The sequence below is a fragment of the Paraeggerthella sp. Marseille-Q4926 genome (assembly GCF_916618935.1).
Classification (GTDB): Bacteria; Actinomycetota; Coriobacteriia; order Coriobacteriales; family Eggerthellaceae; genus Paraeggerthella; species Paraeggerthella hominis.
The window spans coordinates 291,081-313,920 of sequence record NZ_CAKAKF010000004.1; the positions used below are offsets into that span (position 1 = coordinate 291,081).

Sequence of the window (22,840 nt, forward strand, 5' to 3'; positions counted from 1 at the left end):
CAATGTGCTCGCGTACGTGAGCTTCTTTGCCGAGCTTGTCCATCGAGCAAAATGTAGGTGATACATGCATCGCGGAAAAGAGAAAAGCCCTAAAGCGCTGCGCCTTGTGAGCGCGCTCCTTCTTGTCATTGCGTTGTTGGGGCTGGTTAATGCGTTGGTCCTGCTTTTTAACGTCCACGCTATCATCCAAGACCCCGAAAGCGTCAGGCAGTTGTTCGACGGGCAGGCTCTTGATAACGAGACCGTTATCTTGTTCGTGGCGGTAATCGCAGGCATAGGCATAGCGGAATCCTTGCTGCAGATTTTTTCAGCTGCGATGGGTTTTCGCGCCGCGCATGGAAAAGCTCCTGCCGAAACGTGCCAGGTTCTTGGTTTAGGGCTGATTGGCGCCGCGCTGATCTCCTCGTTGGCCACGGGTCTGCTTTCGGGCTTTACGTACCAGCATATTGTTTCGTCTGCGGCTTCCGTGATCTTGCCCGTTCTGTATTACGCGGCGGCTCGTCGTGCCACCGCGGAAACGTTTTGGCAGGGCATCAAAGAAGAGCAAGACCATGAGGACGAAAAGGCCGAAGTCGATTCGGCGGCTTCGCATGCTTTCGAAGCTCCTTGCTCGTACCGACTTGAAGGGCGGCTGGTTCCTGTTGCCGATTCCGACCAGGCGGACGTGTTCATTGTGGGCAGGGATCCCGCCTTGTGCGGCGAGGCGTGTTCGTCTGACGACTTTGCAGAGAATCTCGTGCGTCATTGTCATGCGGACGTGCTGCCGTCGAACGTGAGCGGAACCCTTTTGCTTCCGGTTGACATGCTTCCCGAGGAGGTGAAGAAACACGCCGCGCGCCCCCTTGAGGCTGCATACGTGTTGGACGAGGGGCACTTGGTTTTTGCGACCGAAGACCCGTTGTTTCCCGTGCTGTTCAAGCTGTACGTCGATCGGCAAACGTTTGAAAAGACCAGTTCAGCCGCAGTTCTATTCGAGTTTTTGCGCTATCTCATCGGAAACGACGCAACGTATCTTAACGAAGTTCTCGAGCGCTTGGACAAGCTTGAGGAGAACACGTCCGAAGAGGTCAACGAGATACCGAAAGACTTCGAGGAGTTCGTGATGTCGTTGCGCCGTTCGCTTCGGGAATTGCTGCGCTTCTACAAGCAGTATTCTCACATGGGGCGAACCTTGGCAACGGCACGCAGCTCGGCGCTTACCGAGGATGATCGTGCGCTTTTCACCATACTGGCCGATCAATCTCAACGGCTTGCCGATGACACGCAGGATTTGCTGGACTATGCTCTGCAAATCAAGAACCTGTACCAGGCGAAAATAGACGTACGGCAAAACAAGGTCATGCAGATTCTTACTGTGGTCACGTCCATATTCATGCCCTTGACGCTGATAACGGGATGGTACGGCATGAATTTCAAGGTTATGCCCGAACTGGGCTGGAGCATGTCCTACTTCGTCTTGATAGCGGTGGCTATCGTGATCGTGACGGTGGAGATAATCATCTTCAAGCGCAACAAGTGGTTCTAGCGGTTTGAATCGATTGGCTCGGCGGCGTTCTTGTGCAGGCTGCGCGCCCGGCTTGGAGCGGGCGGGGTTGCTGCAAAGCCCCGTCCCCTCCAAGCCGGGCGCGCTTTCGCTTCGGCGGGGCGCGCCCGGAATTTACTTATCGGTCTTGCCGTCCTGGCTCATGATGCCGCCAGCTGCCATGAATCCTCCTACGAATGCAAGTCCCAGATCGGCGTACATGCCGGTGAGGGGCTTGCCGGCGGGGTTGCCCTCGCCCGAAGAACCGCCTGCGGTATGCCATCCTGCGTACAGGCCGGGAATCGGCTTGCCGTCCGTGCTTACCACTTGCATGTGCGGCGTGATGCGCAAGCCGGTTTTCGAGCCGAATACGTGCCCGCCCAGCTTCGCTCCGTAGAACGGGGGCTCGTCTATGGCGATCATCCACTCGGGCGGGTACGGATAGGTTGCGCTGTAATCTTCGCCTTTCGCGCACGCTTCGTTCCATTGCCGTACCGCATCGGTGAGCACGCCTTGCCTGAGTTCAAGCTTTGCTTCCAGCTCTTCTATCGTGTCGCACTTGAAGACGGCTCCCCCGTCGATCATTTGCTGGAATCCGGTGTGCCAGTCGCGCAACCATTCGGGCACGCGGTCGATGAAGGGGTCGTCGGCTGCCACTATTTTTGCCTTTCGGCAAATAACCTGCCCGAAGAAGTTGTTCTGCACCAGTTGGTCGAATTTCGAATCAAAGCAGCAGTACGTTTTTCCGCCCGGTTGACTCATCTCGATGGCGGCCGTGTCGCACAACCCTGCCGACGACGGAGGGGCGTCGGTGGCGTACGGGTAGCTGGTGGCCGACGTGGATATGAAGGGTACGCGCTGGCCGTCGCGGTTGATGCGCAGCCAAGGCTGCCTCAATGCTTGGTTGCCGTCTTTGTTGATGTGGGAGTCCATCATGGTGTCGAACTCGTCGTAGTCGCGCCACCACACGCCTCCGTCGAACGCACCGGTTGAATCGTATCCCGAAAGGTCTGCGCCTACGCCTTGTCCCATGCGGATGCATTCTCCGGTGCCGTTCGGCGGGGTGGCGATGTTCGCTATGCCGGGCAAGCAGGTGGCGGAGTACTTGGCCATCATGGCGCGGTTCATTTCCATGCCGCCAGCCGTCAGCACCACGGCGCGCGTCGCTCGGACGAAGCGCTCCTCTTTCCGCTGCGTCGTCTTGACGCCCAGCACGCTTGTCCCGTCGAAAACGAGCGCGTCAACGTTGCAGCTGACGCGGATGTCGACGCCCGCGTTCCGAGCGGTTTTCTCCAGCTCTTGAAATGGGATGAGGTTGACGTTGATTCCGTTCGTGGGCGTGGACATGCCCTCCCATTCCAGCAGTCCGTTTCCGGCAGGCGAGGGATTCATGGGCACCCACTTTGCGTTTGCCTTTTCGTTCATCCAGTCGATGCACTTCGGTCCTTCGGCGGCCATAGCTCGAAGAAGATCGGGATCGCCCGTCATTTGCTGGCAGTCCATGACGAATTCTACGATGTTGTTCACGTCGTAGGGGTACGACGGGTAGGCCCAGTGAGCAGCTTCGGCTTGCTTGTGCCCGCCGAAGTTGGAGAACACCGACGAGTGCTTCGAGTTGCCTCCTGTTTCTTCGTTGCGCTCCAGCATGAGGACGCGATAGCCCGCTTGCGCCAATCGAATGGATGCGTTCATTCCTCCCGCGCCCGATCCCACCACGACGACCTCGGTTTCCTCGTCCCATGTTGAAGGGGGCTCCACCGGGTCGATGGGCGCCGCGGCTGCTTCAAAGTTTGCTTGCGCTCCCGTGCCCGCTGTAGTTGCGGACATGGAGGCGCCGCCCTGCGGCGAGCATCCTGCCAAGCCTGCAAGCGCGCCGGTTCCTCCCAAGATCGCGGCGCCTTTCAGAAAGCTTCTACGGTCAAGTTCCATGGTCGATTCCCCTTTCCCTGCGTTGTTCGGCTCCCCAGCCGAGTTGAAGCACGCCGTCCTATTCGCGGGTCGAGCGAGTTTGCTTTCGATGCCGCACGGCGCGTATCGCCATCGTATGCCCGGTTCCTCGCCCGCACCTGAAGCCTTTTCGCATAGGGCGAAGGTATTTTTGGGGCGCTGTCCAAAACGGGTAAGAGGGTGTAAAATTTTCTTTACAACTGTTCGTCGTTGGACCAGGGAGGGGACACCGATGGATACACGGTATGTGGAAGAGTTTTTGGTTTTTGCCGAAGATGCGAACTACTCAGCGGCTGCAAAAAGGCTGTTCATCACGCGTCCGACGTTAACCGAGCATATTCACGCGCTTGAAGACGAGCTTGGATGCTTTCTGGTGGGGAGATCTCAAGGCAAGGTGGTCTTGACTCCTGCGGGAAAGCAATTCGTGCAGTCGGGAGCGAAGCTTCTGGACTTCGTTCATGCTCTGGTGGACGACTATCAAAACATGGCCGACAATCTTTTGACGGTTACGGTTGCCCAGACCAATCTGCCTTGGCTGGAGACCATCTTGTACAAGGCGCGCTGCGAAGTGCAGCGTCGCTATCCTATGAAGCGCATCGACATCGTGACGGTTAACGGACCGTGCAGCACGGTCGAGGCGCTTAGGGATGCAACGAACGACATTGTGGTTGCAGGCGCGAAAAGCTATGTTTCCAAGGACGATCGCGGCGCGTATCCCGAAGGCATCCAGGGATTTCGCTTGGGGTCAGAGGAAATCCGACTGCTTGTTACGCAGGGAAACCCGCTGTTCGATCAAGATGTTGTTCGCGCTCGTGACCTGGACGGGATGGCCGTCATGCTGCCTCCCGACATCTACCGGGGCTATATCCGCGATGGGGTGGCGGACCGGTTTCGTTTGCGCGGCGCCGACGTTGATCTGAAGACCATGGGGTTCTCCGACCATTTCGAGTACTTCACGTACGATTTCAAAGACAGCATCGGCGTGGTTCCCACGACGCTCGTTCCCCGGTTCGGGCTTGACGAACGGGAAGAATGCCGCACGTTCGTCTTGGAGGATCTGCCGCTGCGTACCGATTTCTACGCGCTGTATACCGATGAATTTGCTCGCTCCGAAAACGGGTCGCTGTTGGTGGCCGCTATGACCAAGCTGGCTGCCGCGTCTGTTCGGTAAAGCCCCCTTGCTTCAATGATGCTCTTTTAGTAGCATATACGAATGCACGACAACCTCACCGCATGAGCAAAAAGGAGCACACGCATGACTCAGGCAACCAAGCAGACCATCGACGGCGTTGACGTCTCGATCGAATACACGAGCGCATCGGACGCCCCGGTTACCGACGCGGAGATTCGCGCCTACATCGATCGCGGTAACGCGCAGCACCCGAACAGCTCTGTGACCAGCCTTGATCTTGAAGTTGATGGCCAGGATGTGGGCATTCGCTACGGATTGGCACCCGTTCCGTTCGATCGTATTCGTCGCATTACCGGATACTTAGTGGGCACCATGGACCGCTGGAACGACGCGAAGTCTTCCGAAGAGCACGATCGCGTGAAGCACGGCGTTGCACGCGACGAGCGCTCGTTCGCCTGCGCGAACGGCTGCTAGCGATTTCGTACCACGCTGCGCGCTCGGGGTTTCCGGCGGGCGAAAAAATCGTATTCGTTGACGGGTCGCGACATTTGTTTGCGACTCGTTTCGTATACTAAAGCAATGACCGCGATGAAAGATACCACTGTGAAAACCCCGCAGCCTTCAGACGACCGAGCCGAGCGGCGCGAGCCGATCGGCTCTTCCGAAGATACGACGGCTCCCGCATGCTTGAGCGGCGATCCTTCGTGCGCCCCTACCGAGCGCATCCTGGAACCCGAAGTGCGCGGGCACCATCGCCGGCGTCGCAAGCTTTTGGAGTTCACGCACTCGTCCACCCGGGCTACCATGCTCATGTTGGCCGCTGCCGTGGCCGCGCTCGTTATCGAGAACACGCCCATCCTTCCGTACTTCGCCGAGTTTTGGCATTCGTTCAATATCGGGTTCTCGCTGGGCGATTTCGCGCCCCATCTTACGCTGGAGCACTTCATCAACGATTTCCTTATGGCGATCTTCTTTTTGCTGGTAGGTTTGGAAATCAAGTTCGAAATGACGGCGGGAGAGCTGACGAACCCCCGCAAGGCGCTGCTTCCCATCGTTGCCGCTGCGGGCGGCGCCGTGCTGCCCGCGCTTGTTTACTTGGCGGTGAACGCCGGTAGCGGCGCAATGCAGGGCTGGGGCGTTCCCATGGCCAACGACATCGCGTTTTGCCTGGGCATCCTTGCCCTTTTGGGAAATCGCATTCCATCGGGGCTGCGATCGTTCCTGTCTACGCTGACCATCGCCGACGACATGATCGCCATTTTGGTCATCGCCGTGTTCTATACGGCCAATCTGAACATCGTGTGGCTTGCGGGCGGCTTGGCGCTGTTTGCTGTGCTCATCTTGTTCAATCGCCTGCACATCTACGACCTGCCTCCCTACCTGCTGGTGGGCTTGCTCATGTGGGTGTGCTTCCTCATGTCCGGCGTGCACGCCACCATCGCGGGCGTTTTGCTCGCCCTGGCCATACCGGCGCGCTCGCAGGTCAAGCTGGATCGCGCGCCAAGCTGGTTCGAAGCCCGCGCGCGACGCGCCGACGAGCGCTACGACCCAGGCGAGCCCGACATCGTGCAGAAGGAGTATCTGAACGAGCTCAAGGAAATCGGCCGCGTTTCGCGCCTGTCCATTCCGCCTGTCACGCGGCTTGATCATCACCTGCACGTTCCCGTGTACTTCTTCATCCTGCCCCTGTTCGCGTTCTCGAACGCCAGCGTGGTGCTGGTGGGAATGGATCCGATGGCCATCATTACGAACCCGGTTACTATCGGCGTGTTCTGCGGTTTGCTGTTCGGCAAGCCGCTCGGGATTTTCCTGGCAACGTGGATTACGGTGAAGCTGAAGTTGTCCGATCTTCCTCGCGGCGTGAACTGGGGCCACATCGTTGGCGTGTCGGTGTTGGGCGGCGTGGGGTTCACCATGGCCATCTTCGTAACGAACCTGGCGTTCGTTGACGCCGCTACCATCGCGGTGGCGAAGGCGGCCATTCTGGCGGCGTCGCTCATTGCGGGCATCGTGGGCTTTCTGGTGCTGCGCAAGGTTACCGACGAAGTCGAGGTCGAATCCGAGGGTGAAGGGGCGTAGCGCGCGGATCTTGCGCGCCCTGCGCCCCGTTCGGCGGTTGCCTTGTGGAAGCGGTGCGCGATGCGCCTACTTTGCAACGATGGTCGGTTTTGCCGGCTCGGGCAGTTCTGCGGTGCAATGGGCGCAGCGCGTTGCCCCTTCCGCCACTTCTTCCAGGCAGTACGGGCAATGCGGGGCCTTCGTTTCCTCGATGGTCTTCCCGCGCTGCGCAAACGACTGCATCTTGTTCAGCGCCTTCACAATAAGGAACACCACCAGCGCGATTATCAGGAACTGGATAACTGCGCTGATGAAGTTTCCGTACGCGATGGCCGAATCTCCGGCGCCCAGGGGAATGAACAGCTTCATGTCGGAGAAATCGACGCCGCCGATGAATGCGGACACGATAGGCATGATAAGGTCTTGCACCACGGAGTTGACGATGGCGGTGAATGCGGCGCCGATAACCACCGCTACGGCAAGATCCATCACATTGCCCCTGTTGATGAACTCCTTGAATTCCTCTAAGAACTTCTTCATGGTTGTCCTTTCTGCTGAAAAGCGGTAGCTTGCGTGACTCTGCCAAGCGCCTTCCGTCAGTATAGAGGGGTCGTGCTAGAATGCCATGGTTGTAGCAACAATGAAGCAGGTCCGAAACCTTTTCGGATAGTCACGGATGGAGGCGCCATGACGCGGGTTTACTCGTACACGAAGCCGATCGAGGCCGATATGGTGGATGCGTTTTGCGTGCTTCAGAAGGGGTTCACCGATCAGTTCGTGTATTACCGCAAGGATCGACCGGTTCGTTTCATGGGACTGGGCCGGTGCATTGCGCTGCCGTCGCTGGCTGACGTGGAGTGCGATCTTGAAGGTCCCGCAGCGCAGCAACCCGTGTTCTTTTCCTTCAACCGTTTCGATGCCGAGAATCCGTCGCCTACCGACGAGCTGTTCGAGGCATTTCCTCGCTTGCGGTTCATGTTGCCGGAAATCGTGCTGATAGAAACCGAAGATGGCGTGCATTTGCAGGTGAATTCGCTCGGCCCCGTGTATGCCGGGCGCATCGAGCGCTTCGAGCGCCAGGCTCTTTCGGCCCCCAAGCGCCGCCGCGAAACCATTCCCTATCGCGTGGAGCCCGACTCGCGCGAGGCATGGCGCGAAGCCGTGGGCGTCGGCCTGGCTGCTATCGAGCAAGGACGCGTGGACAAAGTGGTGCTGTCCCGCCGACAGAAGCTGGTTGCCGACCGCCCCTTTTCGTCAAAGGATCTGCTGGTCAACCTCATTGACGGCGAGGCTCGCGGCACGGTGCTCCTGTACCGGTACGCCGACGTGTTCTTCTGCGGCTGCACGCCTGAACTGCTCGTGCGCAAGCGTGGTGCCGAAGTGGAGAGCATGTGCCTGGCCGGTACGTGCCCGGCCGGCGCGACGGAGCAGGAGCGCGCCCATCTGGCCGATGCGCTGGTGGGCGACCAGAAGAACCGGGCGGAGCACGACTACGTGGTTCGGTTCATCCGCGAAGTGTTCCGCCGCACGTGCTACGACGTGGACGTGCCCGCCAACCCGGGCATTCTGCCGCTTACGCACGTGCAGCACCTGTTCACGCCCGCGCGCGCTCGCATGCTCGAGGGCGTTGACCTGTGGACGATGATGGGCGACCTGCACCCAACCCCGGCGGTTGCGGGCACGCCGGTGGGCGAGGCCCAGATGCTCATTCGGCGCATCGAGGAGTACAACCGGGGCTTTTTCGCGGGGGCGTGCGGGTACGTTGATGGTGCGGGCGACGGTGAGTTTTCCGTTGCGTTGCGCACGGGCGTGTTCGACGGCGAGATAGGCTGGGTGTACGCTGGCTGCGGCATCGTGGCTGGTAGCGATGCCGACGACGAGTACGATGAGATCGGCATGAAGCTGAAGACGGTTCTCAGCGCCTTTGAAGGGAGCCAGGCATGAGCGAGGCGAAAGGGCGGGGCCAGCGCCTCGTTTCGTCCGAGTATAAGCCGGCGGCTTCGTCTTGCTATCTCGACGGCGTGGAGTTTTTGGCGGCGTTTTTCGACGAGCTCAGTTGCTGGGGCGTGCGAGACGTGGTGGTGAGCCCCGGGTCTCGTTCCACGCCGCTTTCGATGACCGCGTACGAGCTGTCGCGCCGCGCGCCCGAGCGCATGCGGGTGTTCGTCGACGTCGATGAGCGCGGGGCCGCGTTTTTCGCGCTTGGCATGGCGAAGGCGACCGGCCGGCCGGTCGCCGTGGTGTGCACGTCGGGGTCGGCGGTGGCGAACTACTATCCCGCCGTCCTTGAGGCGGAGTCCTCGCGCGTGCCGCTGATCGTTTTAACGGGCGACCGCCCGCCGCGCCTGCAGGGATTGGGCGCGCCGCAAACGTGCGACCAGCTCAATGCGTACGGCAGCCATGTTCGCGCGTTCAGGCAGATGCCCCTGCCCTCCGCCGACCCTGCGGCCGTGGGTTTTGCCCGCCAGGCGGCGCGCGAAGCGTGCATCGCGTCTCTGGGCGAAGGGGTGCTTCCCGATGAAGGCCTCCGATTGGCGGCAGCATGCTGGGGCGGCCCCGTGCACCTCAACTTTCCGTTCGACGAACCGCTCAAGCCCGACCTTTCCGCGGAAGGGGTGTTTGACGTCGGCAGGTCTTTGTCGGAGGCGTTCGGGGTCATGCGTTCGCGTGCATCGTTCGGCATGCAAGATGCCGCACGCGTTTCTTCGTTGCTTGCCAACCGCCGCACGCTCGTGTTGGCGGGGGAAGGCTCGTGCGCAACGGAGTTCGAGGCGCGCAAGGTGCTTGCGTGGGCCGAGGCGTTCGACCTCCCCGTTTTGGCAGATCCGCTTTCCGGCCTGCGCTGCTTTGCGGATAACGTGGTGATCGACAACTACGATTCTCTGTTCGGCGTTGGCGGGTCGGTCCCCGAAGAGCGCGCTCCGCAGGCGGTTATCCGCTTCGGGCGCTTCCCGGTGTCGAAGAAGGCGACGCAGATGGTGGCGTCGCTTCGCCCGATGCAGATTGTCGTCGATCCGCTTGAAACGCGCGATTGCAATGCGGCCACCGATCTGTTCGTGCGTTGCAAGCCGGTCGAGTTCGCGGGGTCGTTGCGCGTGGCTTGCGACCTGGGGACCATCGATCATGAGCCTTCGGATCGGCAGCGGGATTTCGCAGGCGCTTGGAAGGCCGCGAACGATGCGGCGCGAAGCTGCTTGCTTGCGGCTGACTCCGTCGAGGCGGGCTTCGAGGGCGCGTTCGTGCGGCGCGTCGTGGAGCTTACGCCCTCCGGATCGTGCCTGTTCGCAGCCAACTCCATGAGCGTGCGTGCCGTGGACACGTTCTGCCTCAAGGGCAACAAGTCCTTGACGGTGCTGTGCAATCGCGGGTTGAACGGTATCGACGGCACGGTGTCCACGGCGCTGGGCGCTGCTCAATCGTTCGCGCAAACGACGCTGCTCACGGGCGATCTTACCCTGCTGCACGACGTGAACGCCCTTGCCCTGCAACGCGAGCTGCGCGTTCAAGCGGCGCAGGGCGGCGGTTCGCCCAGCATCGTGATCGTGCTGCTCAACAACAACGGCGGCGGCATCTTCGACATGCTGCCCCAGAAATCCGACGAGGACTACTTCGAGCGGCTGTTCCTCACCCCGCAAGACGTCGATTTCGCCGCCGCTGCGCAAGCGTTTCGCGTGCCCTATCGACGCGCCGAGACCGTTTCGCAGTTCGACGAAGCGTACCGGGCATGTCTTGGCGTTCCCGGTATCAGTCTGATCGAGGTTCCGGTTCCCCTGGAAGGCCTGCGGGAGCGATACGCGCCGTATTGGAATCTTTCCTAATGGGGGCCGATGCGCGTGCGCTGCGCCGGTCCAGCCTGTTGAACCGGTTCAGATGCCCGCTTGCGCCATGCGGTTCGGAGGTGCGATGAGCGAAGTCTTGCAGCACGAGTTCGGAGATGCGATGAGCGGGGTTTTGCAGCATGAGAGCAGCTTCGATGTGCGCGGCGTGCGCTACCGCTACCTGATCTGGACGGGGGCTTGCCGGTCGCTTCCCCCGGTTATCTTGCTTCATGGGTTTTCCCAGAGCGCCGACTCGTGGGATCAAGTTGCCCCCTTGCTTGCTTGCCATCGCATGGTATATGCGCTTGACCTGGTTGGACATGGAGGGTCGGCCGCTCCTGCGGATTCGTTTTCCTATGCGCTGCAAGCTCAGGGGGAGGCTCTGCTTTCGTTTGCCGCGCACGCGGCGGCGGAAAACGGCGGGCGCCGCCCTGCGGTGATCGGGTATTCGATGGGCGGTCGTATTGCACTGTCTTCCCTGGTTGGACAGCCGGAAGCGTTCTCTCGTACGGTGAGCTCGCTTGTTCTGGAAAGCGCTGGGCTCGGATTCGCCACCGATGCCGATCGTGCTTGTGCGGCAGATCGCGATGCGGCCAATGCCTCCCGCTTGCGGGAGCAGGGCCTGAAGGCGTTCATGGATGCATGGGAGCGTCTTCCGCTGTTCGCTTCCCAACGACGTTTGCCCCCGAACGTGCGGTCGCACGTGCGCGCCGGACGGCTCGCTAATGACGCGGAGGCGCTTGCGCGTACGTTCGAGCATGCCGGCCAGCATTCTATGCCAACGCGCAAAGAGGTGCTTTCCGCGCTGGCTACTGTTTGCGACCAGGGAGTTTCGGTTCAGTATCTGACCGGGTCGCTCGATCGGAAGTACTGTGCGCTGTCCGAAGAGCTGCGCTGCGTTCCCGACGTTGCCGTCGAGGTAGTTCAAGGTTCGGGACACAACGTGCATCTGGAGGCGCCCGCGGATTTCGTTCGATGCGTCGAGGCGTTCCTGGCGCCCGCGCCCCTCAGGCCGCGCGCATAGCGTTGTTGGTTTTTGCTTTGCGGCGTAGGTGCGAAGCGTCCTCTCGGGCGGGAGGCGCGGTGTTTACGGGTGCGCCCATGGGGAGGGGTGCGCGCCTCCCGGTGCCCCTGCGCGTGAGCGCCCTTGCGCCAGCGGTCGGCGACGTCCTGAGCCAGCTCGATCGGCCGCGCCTCTGCTCCCTTGCCGACCGTCCGCCTGCTCCGCGCATGGGGAGCGCGCACGAAAAACCCCTGTCGCTGGCAGGTTTTGACGGTTTGAGGTCGTCGAGTCGAGCAGCGTGTTTGCCAAAGTTCGACCTGCTTTTCGTTTTGCCTGCTCACAGCCTTGATCTGCCAGGCTGCCTTTTCCAGAGCACCTGCCTTGCCAGATCAATCGACCTCAAACCGTCAAAACCTGCCAGCGAGGGCGGTTTTTCGTGCGCAAGCCTCTTTCCGGGTGCAGGGTTGCGGCTGGGCGCTGCCGCTGACGGGGTGCGACGGTTCTGACAGGGCGCCCTGCCGCCAACAAGGCGCGGCAGCGGCGTGCGGCGACGGCAGGACGCGGCGTGCGACAGCGCGTTCCGGCGCTGCCAGCAGGCCCCGGCGGTTCTGACAGCGCGTGGTAGCGGAGGGCTTGCGAGAGCGGTCGAACGGGCGCTGCTCGGCGCGCGGCTCGCCCCGGCGGCCTGGCTTGTGCGCGACGGCGGGCGTTTTCCGCCGATTCCCCAGGTTGCGTCGTTTCTTTCCGGAGATATTCTGCGGAGACGTGCGCCTTTTCCCATTACGCGTTACTATAAGCCAATCCAACCGAAAACCTCCCATACGGCGTGCTCGGCTGATCGAGCGCGTAATGAAAGGACGGCCATGAGCGATACTGCGTGGCAGGCGGGCAAATCGTATCGAGAAATCGTGTACGAGACGTGCGACGGCATTGCCAAAATCACCATCAACCGGCCCGAACGTCGCAACGCCTTCACTCCGCTCACCGTTACGGAGCTTTGCGACGCGTTCAGCGTGGCACGCGACGACGCTTCGGTCGGCGTCATCATCCTGACGGGCGCGAACCACGGCGGCCGTCCCGAAGACGAGGCGTTCTGCTCCGGCGGCGACCAGAAGATTCGCGGCAACGGCGGCTATGTGGGCGAGGACAACATCCCGCGCCTCAACGTGCTTGACCTGCAGCGCCTCATCCGCGTTGTCCCCAAGCCCGTTATCGCCATGGTCAACGGCTATGCCATCGGCGGCGGTCACGTGCTGCACATTTTGTGCGACCTGTCCATTGCGGCCGAAACGGCCAAGTTCGGCCAGACGGGTCCGAAGGTCGGCAGCTTCGACGCTGGTTACGGCGCGGGCTATCTGGCCAACATCGTAGGCCAGAAGAAGGCGCGCGAAATCTGGTACCTGTGCCGGCAGTACACGGCGGCCGAGGCTTTGGACATGGGCCTGGTCAATAAGGTGGTTCCCTTCGACCAGCTCGAGCAGGAGTGCGTGAGCTGGGCGCGCGAAATGCTGCAGTTCAGCCCCACGGCTCTGCGATTCATGAAGGCGTCGTTCAACGCGGCCACCGACGGTTTGGCGGGGATTCAGCAGCTTGCCGGCGATGCGACGCTTCTGTATTACACTACGGACGAGGCGAAGGAAGGTCGCGACGCGTTCAAGGAGCATCGCGCGCCCGACTTCACTCAGTTCCCGAAGTTTCCCTAAGATGGTGAATCCTGGCGTGCGGCGGCGTTCGCGCGCCAGGCGCGATGATAGTGCCTGGTCGTTGCGGCCAGCGACGAAGTGCTTGAGAGGCGGGGCGGAGTGCGGCGATGATCGGCGCATTTGAAAGCATGGTGCGGCAGTGCCCGCAACGTACGTGCTTCACGTACGTTGACGAAGCGGGTGCGGAGCTGTCGTTTTCGTATCGCGAAACGCGGATGCTGTCTGCGGCCATCGCGCGCAACTTGCAGTCCCATGGAGCGAATCCGGGAGACTGCCTTGTTGTCGATCTACCGAACTGCCCTGCGTACGTGTTCCTTATGCTGGCCGCTGCGTACGGCGGCTTCACGCTGATAGCGCTCAACAACCGTTTGACGAGCGCCGAGAAGATGAGTCGCGTCATGGAGGTGGAGCGCACGTCCGATGCGCGCATCGCCGCACGTATCGACGAGGGCAACGTGAAGCGTGTACTCGATCGGGCGTCGGCGCTTCTTGCCGGCGAAGAATCGACCGCGTCGCCTGCGTCGCGCGCTGCCGCTCGGCCGAGTCGACCGACGTTCTCCACGCTTGTTGCGGCCGCTTCGGCCGAGGCTCGCTCGACGAAGGCCCTGGGAAGGGCGGGTACGGGCAGGGCTTCCGCCCGTCGACGCGACGCCGTTGCTCGCCAAGATGCTCTTGAGGGCATCATCCACTTTGCCGAGCATGCCGCGCACGTGTTCGATTCCAGCATGCGAGCCGTGATCATGTTCACCTCGGGAACGACCGGCCGCGCAAAAGCAGTACCTCTCACCTGGGATAACGTGTGCCGTTCCTCGGAGATATCCAACACCGCCCTCAACCGTCGGGCCGAAGGGCTGTGGCAGGCCGCGCTGCCGCTGTACCACATAGGCGGGTTCCAGGTGGTGGTTCGCAGCTTTTTGAACAACAACAGCTTCGTGCTGTACCGCCGTTTCGATCCCGACCGCCTGTTGGGCGACGCTGCAAGCAAGGGCGCTACGCACGTGTCGGTGGTGGACAAGATGCTGCAGGATCTGCTTGCTTCGGGCCGTGCGGAAACGCTGAAGCGCTACGCCTGCATTCTTTTGGGCGGCGGAGCAACGAACCCGCAAACGCTCGAGCGCTCCTGTGCGCTGGGTCTTCGCGTGTACGCAAGCTACGGCATGACCGAGACTTCAAGCCAGATTGCCCACGCCCAGGTCACGTCTTCGTTCCAAGGCGGGCTGCGCCTGCTTCCCGGTTACAAGGCCCGCATTGTCGATCCGGGCGAGGATGGCTTCGGCCGTTTGGCGGTGAAGGGTCCCGGTGTGTTCGCGGGGTACCTGAACGCCCGCGCAGCTCATACGGTGGACGGGTACTTCCTCACGGGCGATACCGCCGCCATGTACCAGGGCTCCATCTACGTGAAGGAGCGTACCGAGGACATGTTCGTCTCGGGCGGGGAGAACATCTATCCCGCCGAGATCAAGGAACGGCTTCTGCGCGTTCCGGGGGTCGCCGATGCGCATGTGTTCGGGGTTCCCGACGAGCGATGGGGGCGCCGACCCGTGGCGTTCGTGGAGCGCGAACGGGCGCAGGAGGCATCAAGGTCGTCTGCGCTGGACAACTGCCGATTCGCGCATGCCGTGCGCGCTCATCTGGCGCCGCGGCTCTCGAAGCTGTACCTGCCGAAGCACGTGTGCGTGCTTGACGAGTTTCCGCGCAGCGGCATTGGCAAGGTGGACCGCGCTGCCCTCGAAAGGCTGTACGACCAGCGCATCGAGGTGGTGCGCGTAACCCTGCACCGCATTCGCCTGCCTTTCGAGCGCCCCTTTAAAACTCCGAAGGGCGTGATGGCCCAGCGCGAGTCCATCATCGTGGAAGTGACCGACCATGCCGGCCGTACCGGGTTGGGCGAGTGCGTCGCGTTCCCGACGGACTGGTATCTACCGGAAACGCTTGATCAGGATGCTCGGATTCTGCGGGACGTGCTGGCGCCCCTTGTGCTGCGCGCGACGATGCTCCATCCAAGCGAGGCATCCGCCCTGTTTGCCACGCAGCCTGAATCGGCTTCGTTTCCCTTGGCGTGCGGCGCCATGGAGCCTGCCCTGTGGGATTTGTACGGCAAGATAGTCGGTAAGCCGTTGTGGCAGCTCATAGGCGGGTCGAACAAGAAGTCGCCGCGCATCGGGGGACCGCTGTCCGCCTCCGTTTCCGCCGGGGCGGTTTTGGGGTTGGCTTCCGAAGCCGACACGGTGGCCTCGGCGCGCCGTTGCGTGGAGGCGGGCTACCGGCGCGTGAAGCTGAAGGTGGCTCCCGGTACGCTTGGATGCGTGCGCGCGGTGCGCGAGGCGTTCCCCGACCTCGCCATTACGCTTGATGCGAACCAGAGTTTTTCCGATCGCGACGCGGACGAGTTGCGCGCGCTCGACGCTTGCAACGTGGCTTGGATCGAGGAGCCGCTTGATCCCCGTCGCGTTTCGGGGTCGGATTCCTCAGATATCTTCACCCGGCTGGCGCGGCTGCAAAGAACCATGCGAACCCCGTTGTGCCTTGACGAGTCGATTGCCCGTCCGGCGGATCTTGCCCGCGCGCTTTCGCACCCCGAACTGAAATGCTATGCCGTGAAGATCGGCAAGTTCGGAGGCGTGCAGCCTGCGCTCGATTTTGTGAACGCAGCGGCTGAGCGCGGCATAGACGTATGGATGGGGGGCATGTACGACACGGGCATCTCCAAGCGTTTGCATGCTGCGTTCCAGACGCTGCCCAACGTTACGGCGCCGGGAGACATAGGGTCGACCGCTCGATATTTCTCGCATGACGTGACCGATCCTCCGTACACGGCTGAACGCGGCCTGGTCACGTTGAACCGGGAAGGCAACCCATACGGCATAGGATGCGATCTCAACCGCTCGGTTCTGGCGAACGTGCTTGTTGGTCGGACAGTGGTCGAATAGCTTTATCCAAAATGTTGCATAACCGTCTGTTCGAAAAGCGATGCAGTGGGGTATGATGCACGGTATCGTACAAAGAGGAACGGGGATTTCATGAGCGCACCCGCAGCGAATCACGCGGCCGCATCAACTTCTGCGGCGGGATCTGGCAGCATTACAGGAGCGGACGGGTCCTCTGGATCGCCGCAAATTCATGGCAACTTAGGAATATTTCGCCTGGTCACTACTGTCATTACGCTGATTGTCGGCGGCGGTGTATTCACGCTGGCGGGCGATCAGGCCGCTGGCGGCGCAAGCGGCGCGGCTATCCTTACGGCATGGAGCATTTCCGGTATCGGCGTGCTGTGCCTGGTGATGACGTTTTATGCACTCTCTCGCATAAAGCCTCAGCTAAAGGGTGGAATTTACAGCTACGCAAGCGCCGGTTTCGGCGACTTTCTGGGGTTCAACAGCGCGTGGGGCTACTGGATCAGTGCGCTTTTGTGCACGGTCAGCTTCTCTGCGCTGCTGTTCGGCGCCCTCTCGTACTTCTTCCCCATTTTCGGCGGTGGAACCAATCTGCCTTCCGTGATCGGGGCCAGCGTTCTCATCTGGTTCTACGTGTTCTTGGTGTCGCGCGGCATCAAGGAGGCCACGGGCGTGAACGCCGTCATCACCATCAGCAAGTTCGTGCCTATTTTCGTCGCCATCACGGCCATCATCTTCTTGCAGAAGTTCGATCCGGCGGTGTTCATGGCCAACCTCACCACGGGTTCCGATCCGGGGCTTCCCTTCTTCGACCAGGTGAGCAGCACTATGATGATCACCATCTGGGTGTTCGTGGGCATCGAGGGCGCCGTGGCCATTTCCGGGCGCGCCAAGAAAGAGCGCGACGTAGGCAAGGCCACTATTATCGCGTTCGTGTGCGTGTTGGCAATCTACCTGATGGTCAGCATGCTCAGCATGGGCGTGATGCCGCTTTCCCAGCTTGCCCAGCTGGAGAACCCGGCTTTGGCGGGCGTCATGGAGTACGCCGTTGGCCCGTGGGGCGCCATGCTCATCAACGGCGGCGTTGTGCTGTCGCTGGTGGGGGCCATGCTGGGATACACGGTGCTGTCGAGCGAGTCCCCGTATGAGGCCGCCGAGCAGGGCGTGTTCATCAAGGCGTTCGCGAAGACCAACAAAAAGGGCGCGCCTATCGTGACGCTGGTGGTCACGAACATTATCATCGAGGTGTTCCTGGTTCTCATGCTGTTCTCGGACAGCACCTACCAATTCTTCTACACGCTTTCGGCGGGAATGATCCTGCTTCCGTACTTGTTGTCGGCGGCGTACTTCGCCAAGATCACGTTCACCGAGCCCGGGGCGTTTAAGGGCCGCATCGGCGGCAACATCGTTTTGTGGCGCATTTTCGGAATCATCGGCGTGCTGTACAGCTTCTTTTTGGCGTGGGCAAGCGGGGCGGTGGGCCTTACCATCATGTCGCTTTTGTACGCGCCGGGCATCCTGATGTACATCAAGGGCAAAAAAGAGCGCAACGAGCCTTATCTGGTAAGCCTGCGCGACAAAGTGGTGGTGGCCGTCATCCTTTTGGCTGCGGCGGTTTCCATCGTTCTGATCGCAACCGGGCAGGTTGTTATCTAATTTTCCGCGTTCGAGTGCGCGCGTTCCTTTACACTGGTTCGCAGTAGAAATGCGGCTGGTGGCCGCATGGTAAGGGAACGCGCGGCTTTGTGCTGCGCGACGGACAATCGTGCAAGTACGGAGGAGAACGTGGAACTGCTGGAGGAACGCATCAGGCGTGATGGGGTGGTGAAGTCGGAGGGCGTCCTGAAGGTGGACAGCTTCCTGAACCATCAACTGGACATTGATCTCTTCGATGAGATGGGCGCCGAGTTCAAGCGGCTGTTCGCTGATGCTCCCGTAACGAAGATTCTTACCATCGAGGCTTCCGGCATTGGAATAGCCTGCGTGGTTGCTCGGCATTTCGGGGTGCCGGTGGTGTTTGCGAAGAAAGCTCAGTCGATCAACCTGGATGGCGAGATGTACACCACGTGCATCCAGTCGTTCACGCACGGTCGCGTGTACGACGTCATCGTGTCCAAAAAGTTCTTGGGGCCGAACGACCACGTTTTGATCATCGACGACTTCCTGGCTAACGGGTGCGCGCTGAACGGGCTGATCGAGCTTGTGGACGAAGCGGGCGCAACGGTCGAGGGCATTGGCATCGCGGTCGAGAAGGGCTTCCAGCCGGGCGGCGCCGATCTGCGCGAACGCGGGTATCGCCTGGAGTCGCTTGCCATCGTCGAGAGCATGGATCCGGAAACGGGCGAGATCGGGTTTCGCCGATGAAGACGTTCGCAACCGAGAACCTGTTCAAGCTTGACGGCGACATCCCCCTGCTTCGAGCCGTTCCTTTTGGCGTTCAGCACATCCTTGCGATGTTCGTCGCCAACCTCGCGCCCATCGTCATCGTGGCCAGCGCCGCCGGCTTGAGCGACGGGCAGACCGGCACGCTCATCCAAAGCGCCATGCTGATTGCGGGCATCGGCACGCTCATTCAGCTGTTCCCGTTGTGGCGTGTGGGGTCGGGATTGCCTATTGTCATGGGCATCAGCTTCACCTTCGTGACGGTGCTGTGCGGCATCGTGGCTACGTACGGCTACAACGTGGCTATTGGCGCCATCATCATCGGTGGCATCATCGAGGGCGTTTTGGGCCTGTTCGCGCGGTATTGGCGTCGCATCATATCGCCCATCGTTGCGGCGGTGGTGGTGACGTCCATCGGGTTCTCGCTTTTGGGCGTGGGCGCTGCTTCGTTCGGCGGCGGCAACGGCGCGCCGGACTTCGGTTCTCCGCAAAACTTGCTGCTGGGAACCATCTCGCTTGTTTCGTGTCTGGTGTTTCAGGTTCTGGCCAAAGGCAAGACCAAGCAGTTGTCGGTTTTGTTCGGCCTGATCATTGGCTATGTGGTTGCGTTGGTGCTGGGCGCGGTCGACTTCAGCGGCTTCGAGGGGCTTAGCTTGTTCGCATTCCCCCAGTTCATGCCGTTTGCTCCGGAGTTTAATCTGGGCGCCATCGTTTCGGTGACGCTGATCTTCCTGGTGTCGGCTACCGAGACCATCGGCGACACGTCGGCCCTTACCATGGTGGGCCTGAACCGCGAGGTCAAAGAGAAGGAGCTTTCGGGCTCGATCGCTTGCGACGGTTTCGTCAGCTCGTTGTCGGCGTGCTTCGGGTGCCTGCCCATCACGTCGTTCTCGCAGAACGTCGGCCTGGTGGCCATGACGAAGGTTGTGAACCGCAAGGCTATCGCCACGGGTGCGGCCATCATGATTTTGGCGGCGTTCCTGCCGGTCATCAGCGCGGTGTTCTCGTCTTTGCCCGAGGCGGTGCTGGGCGGTTGCACCATCATGATGTTCGGCAACATTATCGTGAGCGGTTTTCAGATGATCGCGCGGGCGGGCTTCACGCAGCGCAATATCTTGATCGCCGCGCTTTCGCTGGCGGTTGGCATTGGCTTTACACAGGTGGCGGACTTGTTCGCGGTGTTCCCGGAGCTGATCCAAAGCGTGTTCGCGCAGAACTGCGTGGCCATGGTATTCCTGGTTGCCGTAGTGGCGAACCTGGTGTTGCCCAAAAACATCAAAGTGGAGGGAGACCCGGGGGCGGCTGATTCTATCCAGGGCGACTCGCCTGTTGAGGGTGCCGCTGGGGAGGGAGTTGCTTCAGCCGGGGCGCCCTCGCAGTCTGCTGACGCGGGAGATCTAGCGCGCGCCTAGTATACGACGAAGCGAAGCGAGCGCCGTCGGACCTTGCGGGGTCCGACGGCGCTCGTGCGTGATGGGCGCCGCGCCGCGCCGGGCGCGGGTGTCGGGTACGCGCATCGGGCGCGGCGGGGCTGCGCGCCGGGCACGGCGGAGGCTGTCGGCGCCGCTGCAGGGATATTGTCGCCCGAAACGTACGGTTTTGCCGCGAAAACCGTACGTTTCGGGCGACAATGCGTTCTTCGTTGTGCGCTCGGACCCGCGACCCGCGCTCGGACCCGGGGCCCCGAACCCGCGACCTGCGCCCGGCCCCGAACCCGCGACCTGCGGCCCGCGCCGCGGCCCATGCCCTTGCGGCCCCTGGTTGTCCTTTGGTAACACTTCTGTATAAAGCGTAGTTTTTCACTCAGGCTCTCCTGCGAACTGGTACAAATAGTAGGGACAGCAAAAGCGCTGCTTGGCAGGTGGCCTAGGAAACCGCCTTCAGCAGACATTGACAACCGAACCTAAGGAGACCAGCTTTAATGCCTGTTGCGTTAAGCCTTTTTCTTGTCCTGTTCTTTCTCATCATGAATGCGTTTTTCGTCGCCGCCGAGTTTTCGCTCGTTCGCGTGCGCAAATCCCAGGTTGAGATCCTTGTCGAAGAGGGTCGTCCCGGCGCCAAGTACACCAAATTGGTCGCTGACAACGTTAACGCGTACCTTTCCGCTTGCCAGCTGGGCATCACCCTTGCCTCGCTCGCGCTGGGCTGGCTGGGCGAACCTGCCGTTTCCGCGCTCATTTCTCCGCTGCTTTCGGCGTTCGGTCTGCCCGAGGCCGCCATTCACGCTATCGCCATCGCCGTTGGCTTCATCATCATTACGGCGCTGCACATCGTGGTGGGCGAGCTTATTCCGAAGTCGCTCGCTATTTTCTCAACTGAAAAGTACTCCCTGCTCACGGCCACGCCGCTTGTGTGGTTCTACCGTCTGACCTACCCGGTCATGTGGCTGTTCAACACCATTACGAACGGCGTCATGAAAATGCTCGGCCATGATGCAGCCAGCGAGCACGAGGTGTACACCGACGAAGAAATCAAGCTGCTGATCGACGAGAGCACCGAAAGCGGCCTGATCGATCCCGAGCAGAACGCCTACGTGGACAACATTTTCGACCTGGGCGACAAGGACGCCGAGGCTATCATGACTCCGCGCACCGACCTCATCTGCATCGACCTGGAGGATTCGCTCGAGGAGAACATGCAGCTGGTGCAGCGCTACAAGTACACGCGCTACCCGGCATGCCGCGGGACGAAGGACCGCATCGTGGGCTTCGTGCATGTGAAGGACCTGTACACGCTGTCTGAGCATGCAACGGTGGATGACCTGCGCATCCGAACGATTCAGGCCGTCCCCGAGGGCGTGCCCATCGCCAAGCTGCTGCAGACGCTGCAGGAAAAGCGTACCAAGATCGCGGTGGTCATCGACGAGCACGGCGGTACTGCCGGCATCGTTACCATGAGTGACATCATGGAGCAGATCGTGGGCCGCATCGACGACGAGTACCAGCACGGCGACACCGACGAAGTGGTGAACATGGAAGACGGCAGCTATCTGGTGGACGGTTCGCTGCCTATCGACGAAGTGGGCGATCTGATCGGCTTCAAGCCCGTCGAGTCGGAGGAGTGCGAAACGGCGGGCGGCTTGCTGCTCACGCTGTTCGACCGAATTCCCGACGAAGGCGACTCGGTGTCGGTCGAAGGCGGCGGCAAGAAGGCGTCGTTCACCGTTGTGGACATGGACCGCCACCGCATTGACAAGATTCGCCTTGTGCTGGAAGACCTGCCGGAGGGCGAAGACGAATAACGCGCATCAAAAAGAGGGCTCGCAATTCTGCGGGCCCTCTTTTACGAAAGCGTGGTTTCTCGGCTACCCCACCTTCACGCCGGCGAACCGCTCGGCGTTGTGCCAAAGCATGTTCTCCAGCTCGTCTTCGCTGAAACCTGCGGTAACGAATTGGTCGTATTCGGCGGCAGGATCCCACATGGGGAAGTCCGACCCGAACATGATACGGTCGGTGCCCCACATGCGCGCCAACTCCACGGTGCGGCGTTGTCCCAGGAAGAACTGCGAACTGGACGCGTCCACGAACAGATTCTCGTTGTGCAGGATGTCGTAGCCTACGTCGTAGCGCGACCAGCAGCCGAAATGCGCGGCATCCACCACAAGGTCGGGGAACGTCTTCAGGACGTTCAGCAGCCGCTGTGGATGCGAATAGTCGTATCGGTAGTCGCCGGTATGCAGCACAATAGGCATGCGGCCTTCTATGATTTCGTACACGTTCATAAGGCGCGGGTCGTCCATATTCACATGCTGCGTGTCGGGGTGCAGCTTCATGCCGTGCAGACCCAGGCCGATGGCCCGCTCGATTTCCCTTTCGGGATCCGGGTAATCTTGGTGCATGGTCATGAAACCGATGAACTCAGGATGCAGCCGGCATTGCTCGGCGATGAAATTGTTGATGGTTTCCACGCTGCCCGGCGTGGTGGCCACCGAATGTACAATGAAGTGCGTGATAGGCGCACGCTCCTTCGAGGCCAGCAGGTGCTCCACCGTGCCTTTGCCGTACATGTCGATGACGTAGAAGTCCCCGATGGCGTCGACGGCGCGCGAGGCGATTTTATCCGGGTAGATGTGGGCGTGGGCGTCGATGACGGCCATGGACTCGTGCTCCTTTGCAATGTGCGGTTTGTGCGGTGCGACGTTGGGCAACGTATGCGGCGCATCGCTGTCCAAGAGCCGTGCAACTTTCGATTGTAGAACATCGCGGTTTCGGGCGCATTAGGCAGAAGGGTATTTCTGGGTGTCACTTTGCATTGGTCACGAGGAAAAAGGGCCGAAAGACTAGCACTCGAAGCAAAAGAGTGCTAACTTTTTCGACAGTGACTTTAACAAGCTCCCGCACGCCTGAAACGGCGATGTTGAACCGCTTGAGGGCGCGGGACG

Annotated in this window: 16 protein-coding genes; 13 read left to right on the forward strand and 3 right to left on the reverse strand. The window is 61.0% G+C overall.

Going from position 1 to position 22,840, the window contains the following annotated elements:
• Positions 1-64: 64 nt before the first annotated feature.
• Entirely contained in the window at positions 65-1,525 is a 1,461-nt protein-coding gene (locus tag LG373_RS09865; protein WP_225749691.1) for a CorA family divalent cation transporter, read from the forward strand.
• A gap of 132 nt (positions 1,526-1,657) precedes the next feature.
• Here the strand turns inward: LG373_RS09865 and LG373_RS09870 are convergent, their stop codons facing one another.
• Entirely contained in the window at positions 1,658-3,451 is a 1,794-nt protein-coding gene (locus tag LG373_RS09870) for an FAD-dependent oxidoreductase (RefSeq protein ID WP_225749692.1), read from the reverse strand.
• A gap of 250 nt (positions 3,452-3,701) precedes the next feature.
• Here LG373_RS09870 and LG373_RS09875 point away from each other — a divergent pair, with 250 nt between their 5' ends.
• The 3 genes from LG373_RS09875 (at position 3,702) to nhaA (ending at position 6,680) form a co-directional block, all read left to right on the forward strand.
• Positions 3,702-4,640 (forward strand): LysR family transcriptional regulator, encoded by a 939-nt coding sequence (locus LG373_RS09875; RefSeq protein ID WP_225749693.1) that lies wholly within the window; start codon positions 3,702-3,704, stop codon positions 4,638-4,640.
• 84 nt (positions 4,641-4,724) lie between these two features.
• The gene (gene nrdD, locus LG373_RS09880; protein ID WP_216529850.1) at positions 4,725-5,075 is read left to right on the forward strand and encodes an anaerobic ribonucleoside-triphosphate reductase; all 351 of its coding nucleotides are present in this window, start codon (positions 4,725-4,727) and stop codon (positions 5,073-5,075) included.
• A 114-nt stretch (positions 5,076-5,189) separates the two neighbouring features.
• Entirely contained in the window at positions 5,190-6,680 is a 1,491-nt protein-coding gene (gene nhaA / locus LG373_RS09885) for a Na+/H+ antiporter NhaA (RefSeq protein WP_225749694.1), read from the forward strand.
• Between the two features lie 66 nt (positions 6,681-6,746).
• Here nhaA and mscL read toward each other — a convergent pair whose 3' ends face one another.
• A complete protein-coding gene (gene mscL / locus LG373_RS09890) occupies positions 6,747-7,199 on the reverse strand; it encodes a large conductance mechanosensitive channel protein MscL (RefSeq protein ID WP_216529848.1) in 453 nt (150 codons plus the stop codon).
• Between the two features lie 147 nt (positions 7,200-7,346).
• On the opposite strand from mscL, the gene LG373_RS09895 reads away from it, so the two are divergent.
• The 9 genes from LG373_RS09895 to LG373_RS09935 all read left to right on the forward strand — a co-directional run bounded on the left by LG373_RS09895 (position 7,347) and on the right by LG373_RS09935 (position 21,700).
• Positions 7,347-8,603, forward strand: coding sequence for an isochorismate synthase MenF (locus tag LG373_RS09895; RefSeq protein ID WP_225749695.1), 1,257 nt, complete (start codon positions 7,347-7,349; stop codon positions 8,601-8,603).
• Positions 8,600-10,477, forward strand: a complete 1,878-nt coding sequence (gene menD, locus LG373_RS09900; protein ID WP_225749696.1) for a 2-succinyl-5-enolpyruvyl-6-hydroxy-3-cyclohexene-1-carboxylic-acid synthase — start codon at positions 8,600-8,602, stop codon at positions 10,475-10,477. Before LG373_RS09895 ends, menD begins: the two co-directional genes overlap by 4 nt.
• Positions 10,478-10,562: 85 nt before the next feature.
• Positions 10,563-11,501: an alpha/beta fold hydrolase gene (locus LG373_RS09905; RefSeq protein ID WP_225749697.1), complete on the forward strand. Its 939-nt coding sequence runs from the start codon at positions 10,563-10,565 to the stop codon at positions 11,499-11,501.
• An 842-nt stretch (positions 11,502-12,343) separates the two neighbouring features.
• Positions 12,344-13,183 (forward strand): 1,4-dihydroxy-2-naphthoyl-CoA synthase, encoded by an 840-nt coding sequence (gene menB / locus LG373_RS09910; RefSeq protein ID WP_225749698.1) that lies wholly within the window; start codon positions 12,344-12,346, stop codon positions 13,181-13,183.
• A gap of 107 nt (positions 13,184-13,290) precedes the next feature.
• Complete coding sequence (menC, locus tag LG373_RS09915) at positions 13,291-16,113, forward strand: o-succinylbenzoate synthase (protein WP_225749699.1); 2,823 nt, start codon at positions 13,291-13,293, stop codon at positions 16,111-16,113.
• 90 nt (positions 16,114-16,203) lie between these two features.
• Positions 16,204-17,733, forward strand: coding sequence for a basic amino acid/polyamine antiporter (locus tag LG373_RS09920; RefSeq protein ID WP_225749700.1), 1,530 nt, complete (start codon positions 16,204-16,206; stop codon positions 17,731-17,733).
• Between the two features lie 129 nt (positions 17,734-17,862).
• Positions 17,863-18,441, forward strand: coding sequence for a xanthine phosphoribosyltransferase (locus LG373_RS09925; protein WP_114566449.1), 579 nt, complete (start codon positions 17,863-17,865; stop codon positions 18,439-18,441).
• Entirely contained in the window at positions 18,438-19,871 is a 1,434-nt protein-coding gene (locus tag LG373_RS09930) for a uracil-xanthine permease family protein (RefSeq protein ID WP_225749701.1), read from the forward strand. Before LG373_RS09925 ends, LG373_RS09930 begins: the two co-directional genes overlap by 4 nt.
• Before the next feature lie 509 nt (positions 19,872-20,380).
• Positions 20,381-21,700, forward strand: coding sequence for a hemolysin family protein (locus LG373_RS09935; RefSeq protein ID WP_114566414.1), 1,320 nt, complete (start codon positions 20,381-20,383; stop codon positions 21,698-21,700).
• 63 nt (positions 21,701-21,763) lie between these two features.
• Here the strand turns inward: LG373_RS09935 and LG373_RS09940 are convergent, their stop codons facing one another.
• A complete protein-coding gene (locus tag LG373_RS09940; RefSeq protein ID WP_225749702.1) occupies positions 21,764-22,555 on the reverse strand; it encodes an amidohydrolase family protein in 792 nt (263 codons plus the stop codon).
• Positions 22,556-22,840 lie beyond the last annotated feature (285 nt).

Excerpts from the sequence above, each read along its gene's own strand:
- LG373_RS09865 (WP_225749691.1), top strand. The coding sequence starts at position 65 with ATGCATCGCGGAAAAGAGAAAAGCCCTAAAGCGCTGCGCCTTGTGAGC.
- LG373_RS09870 (WP_225749692.1), bottom strand. The coding sequence starts at position 3,451 with ATGGAACTTGACCGTAGAAGCTTTCTGAAAGGCGCCGCGATCTTGGGA.
- LG373_RS09875 (WP_225749693.1), top strand. The coding sequence starts at position 3,702 with ATGGATACACGGTATGTGGAAGAGTTTTTGGTTTTTGCCGAAGATGCG.
- nrdD (WP_216529850.1), top strand. The coding sequence starts at position 4,725 with ATGACTCAGGCAACCAAGCAGACCATCGACGGCGTTGACGTCTCGATC.
- nhaA (WP_225749694.1), top strand. The coding sequence starts at position 5,190 with ATGAAAGATACCACTGTGAAAACCCCGCAGCCTTCAGACGACCGAGCC.
- mscL (WP_216529848.1), bottom strand. The coding sequence starts at position 7,199 with ATGAAGAAGTTCTTAGAGGAATTCAAGGAGTTCATCAACAGGGGCAAT.
- LG373_RS09895 (WP_225749695.1), top strand. The coding sequence starts at position 7,347 with ATGACGCGGGTTTACTCGTACACGAAGCCGATCGAGGCCGATATGGTG.
- menD (WP_225749696.1), top strand. The coding sequence starts at position 8,600 with ATGAGCGAGGCGAAAGGGCGGGGCCAGCGCCTCGTTTCGTCCGAGTAT.
- LG373_RS09905 (WP_225749697.1), top strand. The coding sequence starts at position 10,563 with ATGAGCGAAGTCTTGCAGCACGAGTTCGGAGATGCGATGAGCGGGGTT.
- menB (WP_225749698.1), top strand. The coding sequence starts at position 12,344 with ATGAGCGATACTGCGTGGCAGGCGGGCAAATCGTATCGAGAAATCGTG.
- menC (WP_225749699.1), top strand. The coding sequence starts at position 13,291 with ATGATCGGCGCATTTGAAAGCATGGTGCGGCAGTGCCCGCAACGTACG.
- LG373_RS09920 (WP_225749700.1), top strand. The coding sequence starts at position 16,204 with ATGAGCGCACCCGCAGCGAATCACGCGGCCGCATCAACTTCTGCGGCG.
- LG373_RS09930 (WP_225749701.1), top strand. The coding sequence starts at position 18,438 with ATGAAGACGTTCGCAACCGAGAACCTGTTCAAGCTTGACGGCGACATC.
- LG373_RS09935 (WP_114566414.1), top strand. The coding sequence starts at position 20,381 with ATGCCTGTTGCGTTAAGCCTTTTTCTTGTCCTGTTCTTTCTCATCATG.
- LG373_RS09940 (WP_225749702.1), bottom strand. The coding sequence starts at position 22,555 with ATGGCCGTCATCGACGCCCACGCCCACATCTACCCGGATAAAATCGCC.